14 protein-coding genes are annotated in these 20,628 nt (G+C 43.8%); 9 read left to right on the forward strand and 5 right to left on the reverse strand.

Going from position 1 to position 20,628, the window contains the following annotated elements:
- Positions 1-74 precede the first annotated feature (74 nt).
- Positions 75-1,760 carry an extracellular solute-binding protein gene (locus tag MKZ12_RS15330; protein ID WP_339255226.1) on the forward strand — a complete coding sequence of 562 codons (1,686 nt, stop codon included), beginning with the start codon at positions 75-77 and terminating at the stop codon, positions 1,758-1,760.
- A 162-nt stretch (positions 1,761-1,922) separates the two neighbouring features.
- Here the strand turns inward: MKZ12_RS15330 and MKZ12_RS15335 are convergent, their stop codons facing one another.
- Together MKZ12_RS15335 and MKZ12_RS15340 are read right to left on the reverse strand one after the other, a co-directional pair.
- Positions 1,923-3,563, reverse strand: coding sequence for a response regulator (locus MKZ12_RS15335; RefSeq protein WP_339255228.1), 1,641 nt, complete (start codon positions 3,561-3,563; stop codon positions 1,923-1,925).
- An 11-nt stretch (positions 3,564-3,574) separates the two neighbouring features.
- Complete coding sequence (locus MKZ12_RS15340; protein WP_339242820.1) at positions 3,575-5,284, reverse strand: histidine kinase; 1,710 nt, start codon at positions 5,282-5,284, stop codon at positions 3,575-3,577.
- A 212-nt stretch (positions 5,285-5,496) separates the two neighbouring features.
- Between MKZ12_RS15340 and MKZ12_RS15345 the strand changes: the two genes are divergently transcribed.
- From MKZ12_RS15345 to MKZ12_RS15370, 6 genes are all read left to right on the forward strand, one after another.
- On the forward strand, positions 5,497-6,381 hold the full coding sequence (locus MKZ12_RS15345; RefSeq protein ID WP_253442589.1) for an ABC transporter permease subunit: 885 nt from the start codon (positions 5,497-5,499) through the stop codon (positions 6,379-6,381).
- A gap of 15 nt (positions 6,382-6,396) precedes the next feature.
- Positions 6,397-7,275: a carbohydrate ABC transporter permease gene (locus MKZ12_RS15350; protein WP_253435956.1), complete on the forward strand. Its 879-nt coding sequence runs from the start codon at positions 6,397-6,399 to the stop codon at positions 7,273-7,275.
- A gap of 41 nt (positions 7,276-7,316) precedes the next feature.
- A complete protein-coding gene (locus MKZ12_RS15355; RefSeq protein ID WP_339255230.1) occupies positions 7,317-11,774 on the forward strand; it encodes a carbohydrate binding domain-containing protein in 4,458 nt (1,485 codons plus the stop codon).
- 107 nt (positions 11,775-11,881) lie between these two features.
- Positions 11,882-12,010 carry a DUF6254 family protein gene (locus MKZ12_RS15360; protein WP_219845137.1) on the forward strand — a complete coding sequence of 43 codons (129 nt, stop codon included), beginning with the start codon at positions 11,882-11,884 and terminating at the stop codon, positions 12,008-12,010.
- A gap of 374 nt (positions 12,011-12,384) precedes the next feature.
- Positions 12,385-13,683 (forward strand): NCS2 family permease, encoded by a 1,299-nt coding sequence (locus MKZ12_RS15365; RefSeq protein WP_339242824.1) that lies wholly within the window; start codon positions 12,385-12,387, stop codon positions 13,681-13,683.
- 157 nt (positions 13,684-13,840) lie between these two features.
- Positions 13,841-14,824: an alpha/beta hydrolase gene (locus tag MKZ12_RS15370; RefSeq protein WP_339255232.1), complete on the forward strand. Its 984-nt coding sequence runs from the start codon at positions 13,841-13,843 to the stop codon at positions 14,822-14,824.
- 68 nt (positions 14,825-14,892) lie between these two features.
- On the opposite strand, the gene MKZ12_RS15375 is transcribed toward MKZ12_RS15370, so the two are convergent.
- The gene (locus MKZ12_RS15375; protein WP_339255234.1) at positions 14,893-16,245 is read right to left on the reverse strand and encodes an MATE family efflux transporter; all 1,353 of its coding nucleotides are present in this window, start codon (positions 16,243-16,245) and stop codon (positions 14,893-14,895) included.
- 137 nt (positions 16,246-16,382) lie between these two features.
- On the opposite strand from MKZ12_RS15375, the gene MKZ12_RS15380 reads away from it, so the two are divergent.
- Entirely contained in the window at positions 16,383-17,063 is a 681-nt protein-coding gene (locus MKZ12_RS15380) for a TetR/AcrR family transcriptional regulator C-terminal domain-containing protein (protein WP_339255236.1), read from the forward strand.
- Positions 17,064-17,255: 192 nt separating this feature from the next.
- Here the strand turns inward: MKZ12_RS15380 and MKZ12_RS15385 are convergent, their stop codons facing one another.
- Complete coding sequence (locus MKZ12_RS15385) at positions 17,256-17,660, reverse strand: VOC family protein (protein ID WP_339255238.1); 405 nt, start codon at positions 17,658-17,660, stop codon at positions 17,256-17,258.
- Positions 17,661-18,291: 631 nt separating this feature from the next.
- Here MKZ12_RS15385 and MKZ12_RS15390 point away from each other — a divergent pair.
- Complete coding sequence (locus MKZ12_RS15390) at positions 18,292-19,521, forward strand: multidrug effflux MFS transporter (protein WP_339255240.1); 1,230 nt, start codon at positions 18,292-18,294, stop codon at positions 19,519-19,521.
- Positions 19,522-19,632: 111 nt separating this feature from the next.
- Here the strand turns inward: MKZ12_RS15390 and MKZ12_RS15395 are convergent, their stop codons facing one another.
- Positions 19,633-20,607 (reverse strand): HTH domain-containing protein, encoded by a 975-nt coding sequence (locus tag MKZ12_RS15395; RefSeq protein ID WP_339255242.1) that lies wholly within the window; start codon positions 20,605-20,607, stop codon positions 19,633-19,635.
- Between the last annotated feature and the right edge of the window lie 21 nt (positions 20,608-20,628).

Here is a 20,628-nt window from a genome sequence, read left to right on the forward strand (position 1 = left end):
TAGTATGGGCATAAATATCATTCATTCATTATGATTAACGTGTAAGCAACATTACATAGACTGGGGGAACGAAGTTGGACACAAGTAAAAAGAGACGCGTAGGCAGCTTGGTCATGATTGGTGTATTGGCCCTATCAGCAGCTTTGAGCGGATGCAGCAACGGAAACGACAAACAGACAGAAACGAGTGCACCGGCGACAACGTTGGAGCTCAAAGATGGGAAATATGATCCACCCGTATCTATTACATATTTACGGCCATGGGGTCCAGATGTGAAGTTTAAGCCGGGTGAGGATCAGGATAACAACGTGCATACCAAATGGGCCAAGGAGAAACTCGGTATTGAGCTGAAAAACCAGTGGATATCTCCTTCCACCAATAATGCATTTGAGACAAAGCTGCGCCTATCACTGGCGTCCAATGCTGAAATGCCTGACATCATTTCGTATCGCGGCGAGTTCAATCTGGTACGTGAATTGATTGAGTCTGGAAAATTTGTCGATGCTGGCGAGTTGTTTGACCAATATGCAAGCGATACATGGAAAGCAGCCGTAAACGAAGATCCTTCTGTATGGTATCCATACATGCAAGATGGAAAAAGAATCGGTATTCCCATTCTGGACTATGCCTATAACGGCGATCCTGTCATGTGGATCCGTGAAGACTGGATGAAGAAATTCAATTTGGAAGCACCTAAAACCATAGATGATCTTGAAGTTATTATGGAAACGTTTACGAACCAAGATCCAGATGGCAATGGGAAGCAGGATACCTACGGATTGACCATTGGCTTCAAGAACTGGCTTAACACCTGGATGTCAGAAGCCGGATGGGTATTTGGCGCTTATGGTACCATGCCGAACCAATGGAATCTGACGGAAGATGGAAAACTTGAATACGGTTCCGTGACACCCGGTGCGAAACAGGCTTTAGCCAAATTACAAAGCTGGATGAGCAAAGGATATATCCCGGAAGAAGCCGGTGTGTATGACGAGACAAAGGCAGCCGAAGAATTTACTGCTGGAAAAGCAGGTATTGTGGTAGGTCCTCACTGGATGCCATCCTGGCCACTGGAGGACGTGAAGAAAAACAATCCTGAGGCTGAATACAAAGCGTACCCGATTCCTTCCGGTCCGAATGGTCAGGCAGGGAGACATGGTACGTCGAATGGAAACGGCGTAGTTCTGATTAACAAAGACATGAAAAATCCGGAAGCCTTTTTCACCTATCAGAACTATCTCTTTGATCACTATGCAAATCCTAAAGAAGGCGACGAGTTCGAACATGGATTTGCCGAAGGATACGATTGGGTTATGGTCGATGGGAAACCATCAACTGATGCAAGTCTAACGGGCGGTTACGCTCCCGAGAAGTACACGTTAACTTTTGATGGAGCGCGTATTCCGAGTTTGAGCATGACAACACTCGCGAAGCTGGCAAGTGGTGAAGAACCAACAACGCCTTTTGAGAAAAAAATCAAATCAGGTGTACCTACACCTATGCTTGATGCAGCCAAAATTGTATTGGATCAAAAAGATATCGTGTTCAATCAGATGTTTACCGGTGCACCTTCCATGACGATGCAGATGAACAATGATATTTTGACGAAGATGGAGAAAGATACCTTCTCTCAAATTGTATATGGCAAAACCTCTGTGGATGCGTTCGACTCATTTGTTGAGAAATGGAAGTCTTCCGGCGGAGATCAGATTACGAAAGAAGTTAACGAGTGGTATGATTCCGTGAAAAGCGGAAAATAGTACGAGGACTGAGACGCGAGTATTACTTCGATGCATCGTGCTCACATAAGCAGACAAAAGGCATTGCTGGATATGAACTCCGGCAATGCCTTTTGCTATGCACTATGAAAACGGGGAAAACGGTGAGTCTGGCAAAACGTTAAAGTCTGGTCGGAGTATTGCCTAAACCGGCAGATTTTCCCGATATTCTTGAGGAGTAAGATCATAAAATTTCTTGAAAACTCGTATGAAATAGGCGGTATTGTTGTAACCGACAAGTTCAGCAATTTCAAATACCTTGGCAGTTGACGTTCGCAAATGATAGGCTGCTTTCTCCATCCTTAATCGGTATACATAGGCAGTAAGTGCTTCACCGGTCTCCGCCTTATATACCTTGGACAAGTATACTGGATGCAGATGCACATGGTCAGCAATGGCAGGCAGCGATACATCACCGGCCAGGTGAAGGTCTACGAAACTCTTGACGCTGCGTACAATGGTGCTGTGATTGTCTCTGAGCTCTTGTTCGGCATCATCTCGTATGTAATAAAGCGTACGTATGGACCAGTCCTGCAACTGCTGTGCAGTAGAATAGCTGGGAGCATGAAAATAACGATTGGACTCCGCTGGAATCAATGATGATATTTGTTTACCATTTTTATGAATGATGTACGCAAATGCACCAGCAAGCGCAAAATACACCTCAATGGTTGACTCCACAATATCATGATGTTCACTCGAATGCAGCAATTCCTCAAAAATATGCCTGATTTTTTGTTCCACATCCTCAAACCGCCCAGCTTCCAATAGACTGATCAACGTTGGCGGCTGATAAAGTGACCTGATCGTATGAAGCGGATTGGCGTCCGTTTCATCGGAAGCTGTGACAAACAAGCCTTGAACTTGCCCCATCCGTTTACGCATGGACATAACGGCCCGCTCATAGATTTCCCCTATTTCGTGAGGGAACTTGCCCCAGTTAGAGACAGAAATCGAGATCGCACCCTTCAAGTATAACTTAACATTCGTTTGAATCTGGGCAGCATACTGCTCAAGCAGGGTCTGAGGTGTCTCATTCCTGTTATAGCTCATCGTTGTGGAGTGCTTCATGCTAACCAGAACAACAATGTAATCGTGAACGTCTCGTGTGTGCCAGATATGGAAATGATTATGCATGACTTCACTAATGATATTACATATCGCATATTCCATTAGGGCCAGGTCACCGTGTGCCATTTCAGATAGATGTTTCTCCATGCGAATAACCAGCATACCCAGGTCTTCACCTATGGAGTAGGGAAGCTCCAGCAGATCAAGCTTGTCTGCCAGTGTCTTCGGATCATAGACTTTTCCAGTCAGCAATTCATGCAGCATTGTGGATTGAAGCAAGGGCAGGTGATCCTGAAAGGCGTGTAAAGCTCGTTGATGGGAGGCTGCCGTTTCCCACTTTTCTTTAATTCGATGAACGAGGCGTTGGACCGTTTCAATAAGATCTTCATCACTAACCGGTTTTAGCAAGTAATCAAAGCTTTCCTGGGCAATAGCCTGTTTTGCATATTCAAAATCAGCATGACCTGATAACAGAATCGTCTGTACATGGGGCCATTTTTCATGAATCGCTGTAATAAGCGCTATACCTGACATTTCGGGCATTCGTATATCTGTAATGACAATGTCAATGTCGTGGTTTTCCATGATTTCCAACGCTACCGAACCGGATAAGGCTTCATGTACTGTGCCAATCCCGCAGCTTTCCCACGGAATGGTCTCGGCCAGCGTTTCCACGACTGATCGTTCATCGTCCACTAGTAATAATTGCAGCATGAGTTGCTCACCTACTTGTTAGTATTGTCGTGCCATACGATGTTAACTTTGATCCCACCTGATTCAGAATGATCATAGGCCAGTCCTGATCCATCACCATAGAGAAAAGACAAGCGTTGGTGGACATTCCATGTGCCACATCCCATGTTCTCATCCAGCGGTTTGGTAAGATTATTCCTTAATTGTTCAAGCTGTTCATCAGACATGCCAAGCCCGCTATCCTCCACTGTAATCGTGTACACATCATTCTCGCAATCGGCATAAATTTTGATCTCACCATTCTCGGATCTGGGTTCCAAACCATGAATAATAGCGTTCTCAATAATAGGCTGAAGGGTCAGTCTGGGAACTGTTTTATCCAAAATAGCATGGGGGACGTCGATTGTAAAATGCATTCGTTCCAATCGCAGTGACTGAATTTCCAAATAATTTTTGACCATCGTCAACTCTTCCCGAAGCGTGGCTTGATCCTTTTCAGACCTGGTTATGTATCGGTAATACTCTCCCAGATTAAGTGCCATGGCTACCACAGCTTTCTCATTTTTCATTCGGGCCATGTTCTTGATATAGAAGAGACAGTTATAGAGAAAATGCGGATTAATCTGCGATTGAAGCTGTTTAAGCGTGGCTTCGCGACTTCTCAATTTTTCCTCGTATACATTCTCGATTAACTCTTGAATTCGTTGTGCCATGATGTTGAAACGTGCAAATAAAAGACTAAATTCATTCCTCGCCGTATGATGCAACCGAACGGAAAAATCCCCGGTGGATAAACGATTCGTTCCTTTCACTAACTGTAGAAGTGGAAGTTGCACACTGCGATAGAGTGTATACAGCACAACAACGCTCATCACGATCAGAACCGCAATTGAAGCGTAAAAGAGATTCCGGCTGCTCGTAATCGGTTTTAATATTTGCTGCATGGGAACATAGTCAACATAGTACCATCCGAGGCTTTTGGATTGAATGTAAGAGACGTAATATTCCGTCTTGTTCAATGTTGTGCTGAATCCACCACTGGTCTTCAGATCTGCTTCTTTCAGAGAGGGCAGGATGGCCTTCAAGGTATCCTTTCCGGAGCTATTACTGATTAAACCATAATCCGGGTGGAACATAAACGGATCACCCTTATTGTTTAACTTGTTTTGATTCAGCAGTGCGGTTAAATGGTAATCCGGAAAACTGATTTTGGTAATTAACCGAGCTTTGCCGGGTTTCGCCATCGCTGTCGTTGGATCGGTCGTATACCAGATAAACTGATGATCGGCATAGGTCCACGACTGGGACAGCGGCTCCGTGAATTCGTTATCCCTATAGGGAATATAGGCATAATAATCCGTTGATATCACTTTCTTCATCCGGGGGAAGTACAGCGTAATCGTCGAGTGCCATTTACTCGCTGCGTTATACAGATTCATCTTCTCCAGAATGGCGCTTCCGACTTTTACACGTTCATAAGGTACGTCCTTGTAGTCGGGACGTTGATATTCCTGAATACTGGAATCTTGTCCAATAGACATCCCATATAATGATAATTGGTATATATTGGATTCTACTGAATCCGCAAATGTCGAAAGATGATTCATCGTGTTGTTCTGAATCTCATGTTCGATAACTCGTACGCTTTCCCGGTTCGAGTATGTGTAGAGAAACAATACCAAAATAAGCAGCATCACAAACAACAATGTAATTTTGGTAAAGACATTCATGCGTGTGAGCAAAGTTCAACCTCCTTAATCTCATTAAAATAGTGATATCGTTGTTGCAATATTAGGATATAGATCGCAAATTTCCATTGCTATAATTTTAATATACAAGTTCACGATGACTTGTAAAATATAAATTTTAGAACATGGGGGATGCAGGAGTGAAGGAACATACGTTAGAAACGCCGCATAAACGGCGCTCCACCAGGGTCAAACAGCGCTGGAATATGCAACGGAATTGGACCTTGCATATGATGCTCGTACCAGCCGTATTGCTGGCACTGGTGTTTCAGTACATACCGATGGGCGGCATTGTAATTGCTTTTCAGGATTTTAAGCCTTACTTGGGATTTTCTGAATCCAAATGGGTTGGTTGGGACAATTTTAGATATTTATTCTTATATCCGGATGTAGGTCAGGTGATCTGGAATACACTAGTCATTGCATTTTTCAAAATCATCGCGGGACTGTTCGCCCCATTTTTGTTTGCCATTTTGCTCAATGAAGTTCGCTTAACGGCATTCAAAAGAGTGAGTCAAACGCTTGTGTATCTGCCACATTTCCTGTCATGGGTTATTCTCGGTGGGATTCTGCTCGACATCCTGTCTCCTCAGGGCGGCATGGTGAACCAGCTTGTCGTAGCCTTTGGAGGAGAACCGATCTTCTTCCTGGGAGATGGCACATGGTTCCGTATTACGCTAATCGTCAGCGATGTCTGGAAAGAATTTGGTTTTGGTACGATCGTATTTCTGGCTTCTCTATCCGGAATCAATCCTGCGCTCTACGAGGCTGCCGAGGTGGATGGGGCCAACCGCTTCAAACAGACGCTGCACATTACAATTCCAGCATTGATGCCAATCACAATTGTATTGATGACGCTCTCTATCGGCAATATCCTGAACGCCGGATTTGATCAGGTGTTCAACTTGTACAATCCACTTGTGTATGACAAAGGCGACATCATTGACACCTTTGTATATCGACTCGGGATCTTGAACGGGAAGATGAGTTTTGCCACAGCAGTGGGGTTATTCAAATCAGTGGTAGCTACCATTTTGATTGTTATATCGTACAGAATGGCTTACAAACTGGCTAATTATCGAGTTTTCTAGAGAGGAGAAAAGGGCTTGTATTATAAAACAAAAGGATACCGCATATTTAGTATCGCTAACTATACTTTTCTTGGGATATTATCGTTACTCTGCATTTTACCAATTATTCATATATTGGCTGTTTCATTCAGCAGTATGGCGCCGGCATCATCGAATCTGGTCAGCTTCTGGCCCATTGGTTTCACAACGGATGCTTATGTAAAAACCTTCGGAAATTCAAATTTCATCAACTCGCTTCTGGTGTCTCTTAAACGGACTGTGCTTGCCACGATCATCGGTATGGTCATCATGCTCATTACCGCATTTCCGTTGTCGAAGGAAGATATCAGCTTTAAAGGTCGCTCGTTGTATACATGGTTCTTTGTATTCACCATTTTGTTCAGCGGCGGTCTGATTCCCAGTTACATTCTGATTCAGAAGCTTGGTCTGATGAATACGATCTGGGCGCTTATTCTGCCCGGCGCGCTGTCCGTGTGGAACGTCATTCTGATGATGAACTTCTTCCGTGGTCTGCCGAAAGAACTTGAAGAAGCAGCCTATCTGGATGGAGCAGGTCATATCAAAACGTTGATTCTGGTCTACGTCCCACTGTCGCTACCGGCAATCGCAACCTTGTCTTTGTTTACAATGGTGTATCAGTGGAACTCCTGGTTCGACGGAATGATCTACATGTCTGATATTAAAAACTATCCGCTTGCTTCTCTGTTACAGACTATTATTGTTCAGCAAGATCTCAGCAAAATCAACGTGGATCCTTCCATGTTGGAGAATATCTCGCAGCGGACCGTACGCGCAGCACAGATCTTTATCGGTGCGCTTCCGATTCTGATGGTATACCCGTTTTTACAACGTTTCTTCGTAAAGGGAATTGTTATTGGAGCAGTCAAGGAATAGCTAGACTATGCAAGGATAACTGAGCTGAGGGAGGAAGTAAGATGAGAAGAGGACTGGCATGGTTGGTCGCATCAAGTTTAATGGCTTCACTTGTTTATCCAGCAACTGCTGGAGCAGAAAGTGTAAAGGGTCAAGCGGAGGTGGGAAATGTGCAGGCGAAAAGCCTGCACTCCTCTGTTCCCTATACAGACCTCACCGGGCATTGGTCACAATCTGCAGTTACACGGTTGCAAGAGTTGAATGTATTGAAAGGTTATACGAACGGTACATTCAAGCCTAATCAGGAAATTAGCCGAGCTGAATTCGTTATGATTTTGGATCGGGCCTTTGGTTTCACGGGTAAAGCGACGATTGATTCGTATGCGGATATGACTTCAGACGATTGGTACTATGATGTAATGGTACGAGCGAATGGTTCCGGCATCATCGAAGGCACAGACCGTAAACATCTCTCACCGCAAAAACCGATTACCCGCCAAGATGCAGCGGTTATGGTAGATCGAGCGTTTCAGCTTTCAACGATTACAGGTGAAGATAATGAACGATTGGAATTTCAGGATGCAGATGATATTTCCAGTTATTCAAAGAAAGCGCTTACCTATCTGGTGAAAGAAAATATTTTAAATGGCTTCCAAGGTAAATTAAATCCGAAATCTCCGATTACACGAGCAGAGACAGCGGCCATGTTGTCGGCGATGATTACCGATCTGAAAAGTGCTCCTGGTATATATGAGTCCCGGGTGGATGGCAACTTGATTATTAAATCGACGGATGTCACGTTAAAAAATATGATCGTCAATGGAAATCTTCTGCTGGCAGAAGGAATAGGTGAGGGTTCTGTGGTGCTCCAAGGCGTAACCGTTACAGGAAGTGTCATCATTAAAGGCGGAGGCAGTCATTCCATCGACATTAGCAACTCCAAGTTGAATCGAGTGGTCGTTGACAAACGGGGTGAACCCGTCAGAGTTGCCATTGCGGGAGAAAGTAACATTCAGGATCTGCATGTCATGCAAAAATCCATTCTGGAAATCTCTTCAGACAGCCTCATTAATTCTATGAATATTCATGCAGAAGCGACTCAGACCCGAGTGGATACCAAAGGTACGATTCAACAATTAAGTGTTGATGCGAATGATGTTGTTATTAATGGAGAGAAAGTGAAACAAGGTTTGCGTACATCCATGGCAGGGGAAGTTCAGCAACCTGCATCGTCACAGCCTGGGGATTCTACGAGTGTGGCAAACACGCCAACGCAATCTGCTCCAGGAGGGCAAACACCATCCAACCCATCGACACCAAGCAATCCTGCGGGTGAAAAACCGGTGCCTGCTACAACGATTCCGCATGATCAATGGGAACTGGTCTGGAATGATGAGTTCAACGGGCCTGCGATTGATGCCTCCAAATGGACCGTGCAGGATACAGGTCTGGTTTATAATAATGAAATGCAGTATTACAGCCCGGATAACACTCGTATTACGAAAGATCAGAACCGAAGCGTATTACAGATTGAAGCGAAAAAAGGTCCGAAAAATGGTAAGGATTACAGCTCTGGCAAACTGATCTCTATGGGAAAAGGCGACTGGACCTACGGTAAAGTGGTAGTACGTGCGAAGCTTCCTATTGAAAAAGGCATGTGGCCTGCCATCTGGATGATGCCTACGGATGAAGCACATTATGGCGGATGGCCGGCATCTGGTGAGATCGACATTATGGAGCTCATTGGTGGCAATGAGAGTAATAACAAGGTATATAGCACATTGCACTATGATAGTGTGAAGCCTGATGGTTCCCATGGACATGATCAGGGAAGCCTTACTCTTCCGGAGGGAGAAACGTTTGCTGACGATTATCATGATTTCCAGGTGGAATGGTTGCCGGGCATGATCCGCTTTTATGTAGACGGTAAACTGCATCATGAAGTGACTAACTGGCAAACCAAGGCCGCGGGCCAACCTGAGTATTATACGTTCCCTGCACCATTCGATCGTCCATTCTATCTGATTCTGAATCTGGCAGTTGGCGGAGACTGGCCGGGCTCCCCTGAGAGCGACTTCACTTCTGAAACGATGAATGTTGATTTTGTACGTGTGTACTCTTATAAGAATCTCAACACATGGCCTGATGTAACAACCAATCCCATCGAGCCTGTACAACAGCGTGAACCACAAGCCGATGGCAATCTAATCTACAATGATCGTTTTACGGAAGGGTCTGAAGAAAATGGAGTGCCTCTACAGTGGAAATTTATTACGAATGCTGACGGAGCGGGCAGTGTGCAAGTTGTAGAGGATGAGCAGAAAGGCAAAGCAGCACAAGTTAGTATTGAAGCATCAGGGACTGAGAACTATTCGGTTCAACTTACTCAGATGCCCATGTACATGAAGAAAAACAAAAAGTACAAGATACAGTTTGATGCGAAGGCTTCTGCTAACCGCACGATTATGTCCAAAGTGAACCAATTCGAAAAGAGTTGGACGAATTATTCGGGTGATAACACCTTTGAACTCACGACTGATTGGCAATCCTATGACTATACCTTCAATATGCGGGATGGATCAGATAATAATGCCAGATTCGAATTTAATTTGGGATTGGATGATAAAACCGTTTGGCTTGCCAATGTTCGACTGATTGAAGTGGGTGATGCTGATCCGCTAACTGTTGAACGAAACGCGTTACCTGATGGCAACTTCGTTTACAATGGAACGTTTGATCAAGGTAAAGAGCGTCTGGGATTCTGGTCAAGCAACATTCAGGAAGGTGCAAAGGCTCAGATCGGTGTAAACAACTTCTTGAAATTCCCGATTATGGAGCGTCAACTGGTTGTGGATGTTACGCAGACAAATGGTGAACCACAACAGGTTTCGGTGAACCAACCGGAGTTGCAACTGGAGGCGAATTCAACGTATGGATTCTCCTTTGATGCCAAGGCAGATTCACCACGAAGTATGGATATCGATCTTGTCAGCAGTAATGGGCATACGGTGCAGGTTCATCAAGGACAAAACATCTCATTGAACCAAGAAATGAAAACGTATACCGGAGAGATCATTGTTGGAGATGGACCAGCAATCGCACAATCCGAACTTAGACTGTTATTCGGAAGTTCAAACGGCAAGGTATATGTGGACAATGTGCGTCTGACCAAACGAGGCAAACCGCTGTCCGTGAATGGCTACGCACATATCCCTGCAACCGAAGCCTGGGAAATGCAGGGCTTGCAACTGGAGGACTCCGTAGAAGGCGGCAAACACGTCAGCTACATGGATCAGGGAGATCTGCTGCAATATAAAATTGATGTGGCCCAAGAGGGGGAATATGTACTCTCTGCCCGAATGGCCAGTGGTAAAAGTGATTCTGAAGTACGATTCAGCATTCAGGATGAACAAGGTACAATCGTTGCTCAGTCCGAAGTGAATCTCGGAGACACGGGGGGATGGCAAACATACAAAACTGTGTATTTCCCAGGGGTCAACTTGGCAGCAGACAAATCCTATTATGTGAATTTTGAAGGAGCAAATTATAATACCCGTTGGGTGGATATCTCACTAAACAAAGTTCAAAACAGCCAGCTTGCAACAGATCTGAATCATTGGGAGCTAATTCCTAATGATCTGACAGCTTCACATGAAGAGGGCGAAGGATTAACGATCAACTTGCCTGGTACAAGTGAACACTGGTGGGATGCATTGCTGCAACAAGGTGAGATCGAACTGGATGCAAATAAATCATATCGACTTACCTTCGAGGCATCCGCTTCCAGTCCTAAATCTATGCAAGCGGTCCTTTCTCAGAATGCAGGGGATTTTGTGAAGTATTTCGAAGAAGAAGTGGAATTAACTGCTGATCCACAGTCGTATAGTTATACCATCACCATGGGAGATACTTCTGATTCGGCAGCCATACTTGCATTCGGACTAGGATATCCGCTACCTGCAGGTGAACACTCGATTAACATCCATAACATTCAGTTATATGAAGTTAATCCGAATGCAGATCAAGGAGGGCAACCAGCTCATGTTAATCTTATTTCCAATGGAGACTTCTCCAAAGGTCAAGACAGCTGGTTTACCTACGCGGATGGTAATGCAGCTGATCTTGAGATGCAAGTTAGCAATCAACAGCTTCATGCCAAGATTGGTAATGCTGGACAGAACCCCTGGGATCGTCAAGTCATCAATGAAGGATTTGGCATACAGCAGGGTTTTAAATACAAATTAACGTTTAAAGCCAAAGCGGAGAAGTCCAGAAAAGTGGGTCTGGGAATTGGATGGGTCGACGCAGCTGCCAACTATGAATGGCATGGATTCTTTGGGGCACGAGTTGATTTGACTCCAGAAGAACAGGAGTTCACGTTTACATTTGATGCAACAGAAGCCAGCTATGCGAATACTCGCATCTCATTTGATCTGGGTAACATCGACGGCGCAGAAGACGGTAACACAACTGTCTCTTTGTCCGATGTCAGCTTGATTAATCTGGGTCCTGCCAATTAGCTTCTACTCTCATCCTCTTAGTAGCTAAAAACGTAGAATAAAGTTGCCTTATAGTGACATCATAAAGAGGTAGTACACATCTCAGTTTCCAGAGGAGGATCTCTTTTATGGCTGACCAGAAGAAACGAAAAGAAGCTGCCTGGAAGTCACGAAAGCAAGAACAGCATCCCCATGGTAAAATCAAATCGCTAAAAGAATTATCCAGCGAGTATGAAGAGAAACCTACTACGAATTAAACGAAAGACTGCCGGTGAACATTGCTGGCAGTCTTTTTATATGTTGTAAACATGGAGCGCTAAGTGTATACACTATATCCTAAAAAACGAATGAACATAAGATATAGTGTAGATATAGTTCGTAAATAACTGTGAACAAATTATCAAATCGTTGACATTGCATGTTATTTTAATTAGAATACGCAATGGACTTCAGGTTAAAACAGAGATGAGTATCTTTATGTTTCGTTTTTATGTTTCGTATAGAGCATAGCTGTTAAATCTTTAATCCTAACGACGAATATGGGAGCGTTAATAATACAATCCTATATGAAGATTAGGATTTTTTGTTTTTAGCTTGGAGTATAAATTGAAAGTTGGAGGCTGGCTTTAGCATGGACAATTGGTTCAAACTAAAAGAAAGAGGTACGAGCATTCCCACAGAGATTATCGCGGGGATTACAACATTCTTTACAATGGTATACATAGTGATCGTAAACCCAGGTATACTTAGCAGCACGGGCATGGACTTTAACGGAGTATTCATAGCAACGGTACTGGCAAGTATTGTCGGAACCCTGATTATGGGCATATGGTCCAATTATCCCATCGTCATCGCGCCGGGTATGGGACTGAACGCATTCTTTGCATATAGCGTCGTTGCCGGGTATGGCGTGTCTTGGCAGGTTGCACTGGGAGCGGTATTTATCGCAGGGATTTTGTTTATTATTTTATCACTTACTTCATTCCGTTACATGTTGCTAGATGCCATTCCTGCAAGCTTAAAACATGCCATAACCGCAGGGATCGGATTGTTTATTACAACGGTAGGTCTTCAAAATGCCGGCATTATTGCCGATTCGGAATCGAATTTGATTACAATCGGCAACCTGGCTGAGCCAATGGCTTATCTGACTATTATCGGATTGATTATTACCGTTGTGCTGATGGCTTACAAAGTGAAGGGTTACCTGTTCATCGGCATGGTGGTTACAGCGATACTTTCCTGGATCATGGGACTATTCCAAATGCCGGAATCCATTGTATCCATGCCGCAAGGTCTCTCGTCAACGGCTTTGCAACTGGATCTGGCAGGTGTATTCTCGAATGGCTTGTATACAATCATATTTACATTCCTGCTGATCACACTGTTTGATACGACGGGCACGATGCTCGGCGTTGCCGAACAAGCAGGATTGCTGAAGGAAGGTAAATTTCCACGCTCGCGTGGCGCACTATTGGCAGATGCCGTAGGAACAACCAGTGGCGCTTTGCTCGGAACAAGCCCAACCTCAGCTTACATCGAGTCGAGCACAGGGGTGGCTGCAGGAGGAAGAACGGGACTGACGGCGGTAACGGTAAGTGTGCTTCTTGCTCTGACGTTGTTCTTCACACCGATCGTAAGTGTAATTTCAAGCATTCCGGCGATCACTTCTCCGGCACTGATCATTGTTGGCTACTTTATGATTAACGTTATCAGCAAAATCAAATGGGATGATCTCGAAGAAGCATTTCCTGCCTTCCTGATTATCATCCTTACTCCGCTCACGCATAGTATTGCAACAGGGATTGGCGTAGGCTTTATCTTCTATCCAGTACTCAAGCTGCTTCGTGGCAAAGGTAAAGATGTTCATCCAATCTTCTATATCTTTGCAGTATTGTTCTTCATTCAGCTTGTATTCCTGGACCACTAAAAATGGTCTAAACCCTAAAGAGAACTGCTCTAACAAGCAGTTCTCTTTTTTTGCAGTTCATATTCCGTTCATATTCCCGTCACGAAGGGGACATCTTACATGGTTACACTATATCTATGCCGCAAGAGCGGCTCTACAGATATAGAGACAGGAGAAGATGGATGTGGGAAAAACAGTGGATATAACAACAACGGGGACTAAGGGCCGCAAAAAACGGAACTTATGGTTAAAAATAATTGGAGGTATTGTCGGCGCGCTGGTGCTGTTTATGGGTATCACGTTTGTTGTTCATACCATCAGTAATGGGATTGAGAAAAAGAAAATTGAATCATATGGCCAATATGTTAATGTCGATGGAAAAAAAATGAATGTATCCATTCAAGGCAGTGGTGAACAAACGATTGTGCTTTTGCCTGGGCAAGGAACCCCATCACCAGTGATTGACTTCAAATTGTTAATCGATGAATTAACTTCTGATTACAGAGTTGTAGCAATCGAACCTTTCGGTTATGGATTAAGTGACCAAACCGATTCGGAGAGAACAACGGAGAATATCGTCAGTGAAGTTCATGAAGCTGTACAACAGCTTGGGATTAACCGCTACATTCTGATGGGCCATTCCATCACGGGACTATATGCAGCGACGTATGTGAACACGTATCCGGATGAAGTTTCCGCTTTTGTCGGGATCGACAGCAGTGTTCCGAATCAACCTGGGATGGATGTTAAATTACCTTTGAACTTAATGAAATTTCTTAAACAATCAGGGCTGATGAGAGTAGTTGCAAAAGTAAGCGGTGATTCAGATGCATCACTTGCATACGACGAACATACCAGAGAACAGATGAGGTTGATCTCGAATCAAGTCTCAACTAATCCGACAATGATCAATGAGCTGGAACACTTGGGTTCCAATTTCAAAAATGGAGAAAACCTCACTTACCCTCGTGATATGCCAATGCTTCTATTCGTTCAATCCAATAACGAGCATAATCCACAATGGATTCCGCTGCACGAAGAGCAAGCGAAACAGTCTGCACAGGGCAAGATGATCCCGATGGAAGGTTCACATTACCTGCATCATACGAAATATAAAGAGATCGCTGAAGAGTTCAAATCTTACATGAAACAACTCCATTAGAGATTGATCATTATTGAACTACGGTACCGAAATGGGTACCGTGGTTTTTTCTGATACAAGCAGCAAATTTACTGAACCAATTGTGCCATATCCGGCTGTAATTTGGTTCGCAAAGCATATAACATGATGGCCCCTACAAGAAACGCGACGGCATCCGCAATAACAAGTGACCAGATCACTCCATGAAATCCATTCAGTTGATTCGCGATATACAATACAGGAATCAGCGTAATTCCTTGAATGATGGACATCACAAAAGCGGCAGTTCCTTGGGCTGTAGCTTGGAAAATTCCAATAAACAACGAAGTTAATCCTGTAATAAACAAGGATAAGAAGGTCACATGGAGAATGTAGCTACCCATTTCAATTAATTGTGGATCAGTCGTAAATAAACCAATCAAGTGGTCAGAAATCAGATAAACGATAACGCCGAACAAGACAGCCAGGGCCAGAATCGTTTTAATCGTGAATCCAATGGTTTGTTTCATGCGTAATTTGTTCGCTGTAAATGAGAAGGCAATCAACGGCACGACTCCCTCGCACAGACCCATCAGAATAAACTCAGGAAACTGCAACAAACGCGATGAAATCCCATACCCTGCAATGGCCTGATCCCCATATTCGACAAGAAAAAGGTTAAGAATAAGCGACATGGCACCCAAGAAAACACTCATAACAAAGACGGGAACTCCGATTTTGAACACATTGCTCACAATCTCCTTGGTAACCTTGAACCATTTCAAGGAGACAGTTAAGAACGAGCTCTTATAACTGATCTGGAAAGCGTAGAATGCACTTGCAACCATGTTGGAGATGACTGTTGCAGATGCGACACCAATCACGCCCCAATGGAACACAAAGATGAATAGCGCATCAAGAATAATATTCACCACAACACTGAGCATCATGCCGATCATTGACGTGATTGCTGAACCTTCTGAGCGCACGATATTCTCCAACGTGAAAAACAAGATGACAAATGGAGAACCGATAAGCATGATCGTGACATATTCTTTCGTAAATCCGAAGGAGTCGGGCGTTGCCCCCAGCCCATGAACAATAGGCCCGATCAAAGGGAGACCAACAGCTAGTACGATAAGTCCAAGAACTAAACTGCTGTAAAAGGCAAATGAAGAGACATGCTTCAGATCATCCACTTTTTTCTCACCCAACAAACGAGAGATGAATGTGCCGCTACCTATGCCTATTAAGTTGCCTAGCGCCATAATTACTGCGAATAATGGCAACGTTAGGGCGAGCGCGGTTAACATGGCCGTATTGCCCAATGTACCAAGGAAATAGGCATTCAAGATGGAATAGATGACACTCATTGACGTGCCCAGCATCATCGGGATAGCGAAGTGAGCTACAGCTTTGGCGATTGGTGCTTTTTCAAAGTAATGGAGGTTTTCTGCATCCATGTGGATCACTACTTTCATCATTAATTTTTGATTTAATCTAACACCGTTAGATTGAACCTTACAGTGTTAGATGTTATCATGAACTTATGAACCTGTAAAGCATAAACTTACACTGTTAGATTAAAGGGCGGATAACGATGAAAAAACAACAGCCTCAGATTTCGGAAGATAAGATTTTGGAAACCTCATGGGAGCTTTTGGGAGAAGAGGGCATTGAAAAATTCAGCATGAGGCGTTTGGCAGACAAGCTGGGCATTCAGGCTCCATCTCTATATTGGTACTTCAAGAGCAAGCAGGCACTTTACCAACGGTTAGCCAACCAGATATCCAAAATTATTTTGGATGAATTTCAGACTGATGGGAACTGGAAGGAACAGATGGAAGGGCTTGCGATAACTGTACGGAATGTACTCAGCCGATACCCGTGTTCTACCCAGCTCATGATGATGACACTACCCCACGAACCGGACATGATCCGGTTCACCAACCGCATATTGCTCTGCATGGAATCGACGCCACTAGAGCAAGAACAAAAACTACAGGCCGTGCTCACGCTTGTGAACTATGTGTTTTACTTCGTTCTGGACAATTACCAGCATCAGCGTAATATCTCTGCTGTTGTTAAGGACAACGAGGAACTTCAGGGTGAAGAGATGATTCACCTTCTGGACGCCATGAGTGAGAAGGAAGCTGGAATATTCAGCAGGATGTATAAGAGCGGTATGTTTGAGGTGATGGGAACGGACGGAGCGTTCGAGTTCGGCTTGAAGCTTATATTGTTGGGGATCGAACAAGTGGTCAAGGAGCAGGAGAAGTAGGTGTGTGAAGCAATGGAGACAGTAACGAGGATTACTGAGTGGTAATTAGATAGGTAAAATAACAAAGAATGATAACAACAACCTGCTAAAACAGTGGTTAGTTGGTGTTATCATTCTTTGTTGTTCGAGGATCAAGATGATGATTCTATCGGAAGCTGCAACGCCAGTGATTTTAAAAAGGTTACCGACAATTTAATTACCCTTCGGCATTTTGCTCTCATCCATATACAGCAGGTTCCATCGGTGACCGTCCAGGTCGGCAAATCCTGCGCCATACATCCAGCCATCCGTTTCACCCGGCTTGCCAAAGATGGTTCCTCCGGCAATCTCTACTTTTCGAATAAAAGCATCAACTTCCTCTTTGCTGTCAGCACCAATGGAAAATATAACTTCTGCGCTGTGAGAAGTATCTGTGATTTTTGAACCTGTAAATTTCTCAAACGCTGCATCTGGAAACAGCATGATCGTTGTTTGGCCAATGACAAGCTGGGCTCTCTCGTTACCAACATTCTTCCCATGGAATCCAATCTCATTGAAAAAGGTAGTGGATTTCACAACGTCTTTCACCGGCAGGTTAATCCAGATATTTTGTGACATGGCTGCAGCCTCCTAGAGTATATTTTGAACACTCTTACTATACTCTACTTAAATTCAAAATTACATAATCGGGTACATGCGATTATGTAAGAGTTAGAAATAACCGGTATAATGAAGGACCGATTTATCCAACGAAGAGGAAAGCACCTGGGGAGAGTTTATTGACAAAGATGGAATTACAGTCAAGGTATCAGGTACACAGACGTATGATACAAGTCACCAGATTATGCACTGGGTCACGTTCCGTGATTGGGGAGGATCGAAGAAAACCATTACTCGAATTGCATGTCGCTTTATAGATAATGAAACGCTTCAGGATTTATTGACGAGCAACGGCTTTTCTATCCAAAATCAATATTCGGACTGGGATAAAACACCGTTCAATCCTTTATCTCCTTCGATCATTAGTGTTTGTCGAAAAAAACATAGTGTCTGAAACAAACAATCCCGGAATATTCCTCCGAATGGTTCTAATTAGTGTTACACAATTTAATAATCTTCCATCCAAAGTCGCTTAATTAGCGGCTTTTTTTGTTTTAGTAACCTCAAGACTTGACCTACAGTTAACTCTATGTCTTATACTCCGATTAGGCTTGCAAAATTATATGAGGAATTGGAGATTTTATTTATCATGGCGAAGAGCACGAATTGGAATGTTTTTGGACTCGCAATACTACTAGGTTTATTTTCTACATTAGGTCCATTTACGATTGATATGTATTTACCGGCTTTCCCGGAGATTGCACAAAATATGAATACAACGGCATCACTTGTACAATTTAGTCTTACTGCTTGTTTGTTAGGACTAGGTGTAGGACAACTCGTGATGGGTCCTTTGAGTGATGCGTACGGTAGACGGAGACCATTGTTGATCTGCATGGCAGCCTACATTATTTGTTCCTTGGCATGTGCGTTTGCTCCGAATATCGGACTATTAATTTTGTTTCGTTTCACGCAAGGATTTGCCGCATCAGCAGGAATTGTCATTTCCCGTGCGATAGCTAGAGATCTATATAGTGGACATGAACTCACTAAATTTTTCTCTTTGCTGTTGCTTGTAGGGAATTTGGGGCCTTTGGCAGCACCGATTGCGGGAAGTGGCATTCTTTCCTTCACGACATGGATTGGCGTGTTTATCTCGCTTTCATTCCTGGGAGTTTTCTTATTGATCATGACCAAGTGGAGCTTAAAAGAAACACACCCGGCCGAAAGACGTATGGTTCCCGACTTCAAACAGCAATTGGGTAATTACAGAATGCTTCTGCGTGACCGCACGTTTGTTGGCTATATGCTCGCACAGGGAATCATGACGGCAGGGGTCTTTGCTTATGTAGCAGGAACACCTTTTATTTACCAAAATATATATGGTGTTACGCCCACAGTATTTGCTATATTGTTTGCTTCGAATGGAATCAGCTTGATCATCGGTTCTCAAATTGTGGGTCGATTGGCCAAATGTATCCCTGAGCAAACGCTTCTACTATCCGGGCTATGGCTTGCTTTAATAGCAAGTGTCGCGGCTTTGGTGGTAACTTTGGTTCATGGTCCACTTTTCGCTTTGGTCATTCCATTGTTCTTCTTCGTTTGCTCAATCGGTATTACGTCTACAGCTGCATTCCCATTGGCTATGGAAAGTCAAGCTAAGATGGCCGGAAGTGCTGCAGCACTGCTCGGCGTTGTTCCTTTTCTACTGGGTGCATTGGTTGCTCCTCTGGTCGGGATCGCAGGTGAGGACACTGCCGTCCCGTTAGGACTCACTTTGTTAATGACCAGTGTCATTGCCATTGTTACTTATTTTCTACTCGTTAAAAAAATCTCGCAGCATACACCTAATCATGCCCAGTCTAATGCTGACTTTTAATATAGAAGGAACAGCTCGCCAAGGATTGGCGTGAGGCGTGAGGCATAATGAATATGATTCCATTACAAGTCGCTAACATAGCGGCTTTTTTTGGTTTTTCGTACTGAGCGCTCACTGCTTCAACTGGTATAGGTTTAATCTCTCTTGTACAGCGTTCAGGACTTCCTCCGGAACTTCCTTGACTTTGATATCTTCGCCTAGAAAAAGCAACCAATTGGTGATTTCAGTTAATTCGTCTATGTTATGAACGTTCATAAATGCCTTTAGAAGGGCTGTAGTTTGGTACGGATTCGTATAGGCAATTGAAAACTTTAAAGGATGGTACTTTTTATATTGGGCAATCGCCTTTGGGCCAAGTTCCAGAACAAGGTTGATGACCTCTTCCTGCGCATTTCGTTTTAGTTGTTCTACAATCTTTTTCGTACTCCGTCTGTTTTTCGTTGGGTATGCTTCTACACGGATGAGGTTGTCGACAGATATGATTCGTCTATTTTCTTCCTCCAAGTCAAAACCTTCAATGATCCAATGGCCTTTTTGATGATGAAGGTGTAAGAGCACGATGGGATAGGACTTTGTTTTTTTCTCTTCTTGGACAGTAACTAACAAATAACGTTCGATAAGCAAAATTTGGATGAGTTTCTCCAAGGTAGGGTGGGGCAGGTCTGACAGATCTAACAAGTCTGGATTATGGGGATTGGTCCCCTCAAAAAGCAATATTTGATTCAGATGCACAAGGTCATCTTGCTGATTCTCTGAGATAAGGCCCAACAATTTTTCAGCCAAAGATTGACGACTCTTCAGATAAGGAAGCTGTTGATTTCTTGTCGCCATAAAGGCAATGAATAACGCTTTGATTTCATTATCGGTAAACCGGACCGTAGGCAGAAGGGAGTTGTTCATGACAAAATAACCCCCGTCGCGCCCAACTTCAGCGACTAGTGGCATTCCCATCGCTTCAATTTCTCTGATATCTCGAATGGCTGTCGAACGCGAAATATTAAATTCTCGCATGATTTCAGAAATGGTAAAGTGCGCTCGGTTATTGATATACCTCGTGATGATATTAATGCGTTCTACTTTTTTCATTGGGCCCCCTAAACAGTATCA

Source organism: Paenibacillus sp. FSL R5-0713 (assembly GCF_037973325.1).
Classification (GTDB): domain Bacteria; phylum Bacillota; class Bacilli; order Paenibacillales; family Paenibacillaceae; genus Paenibacillus.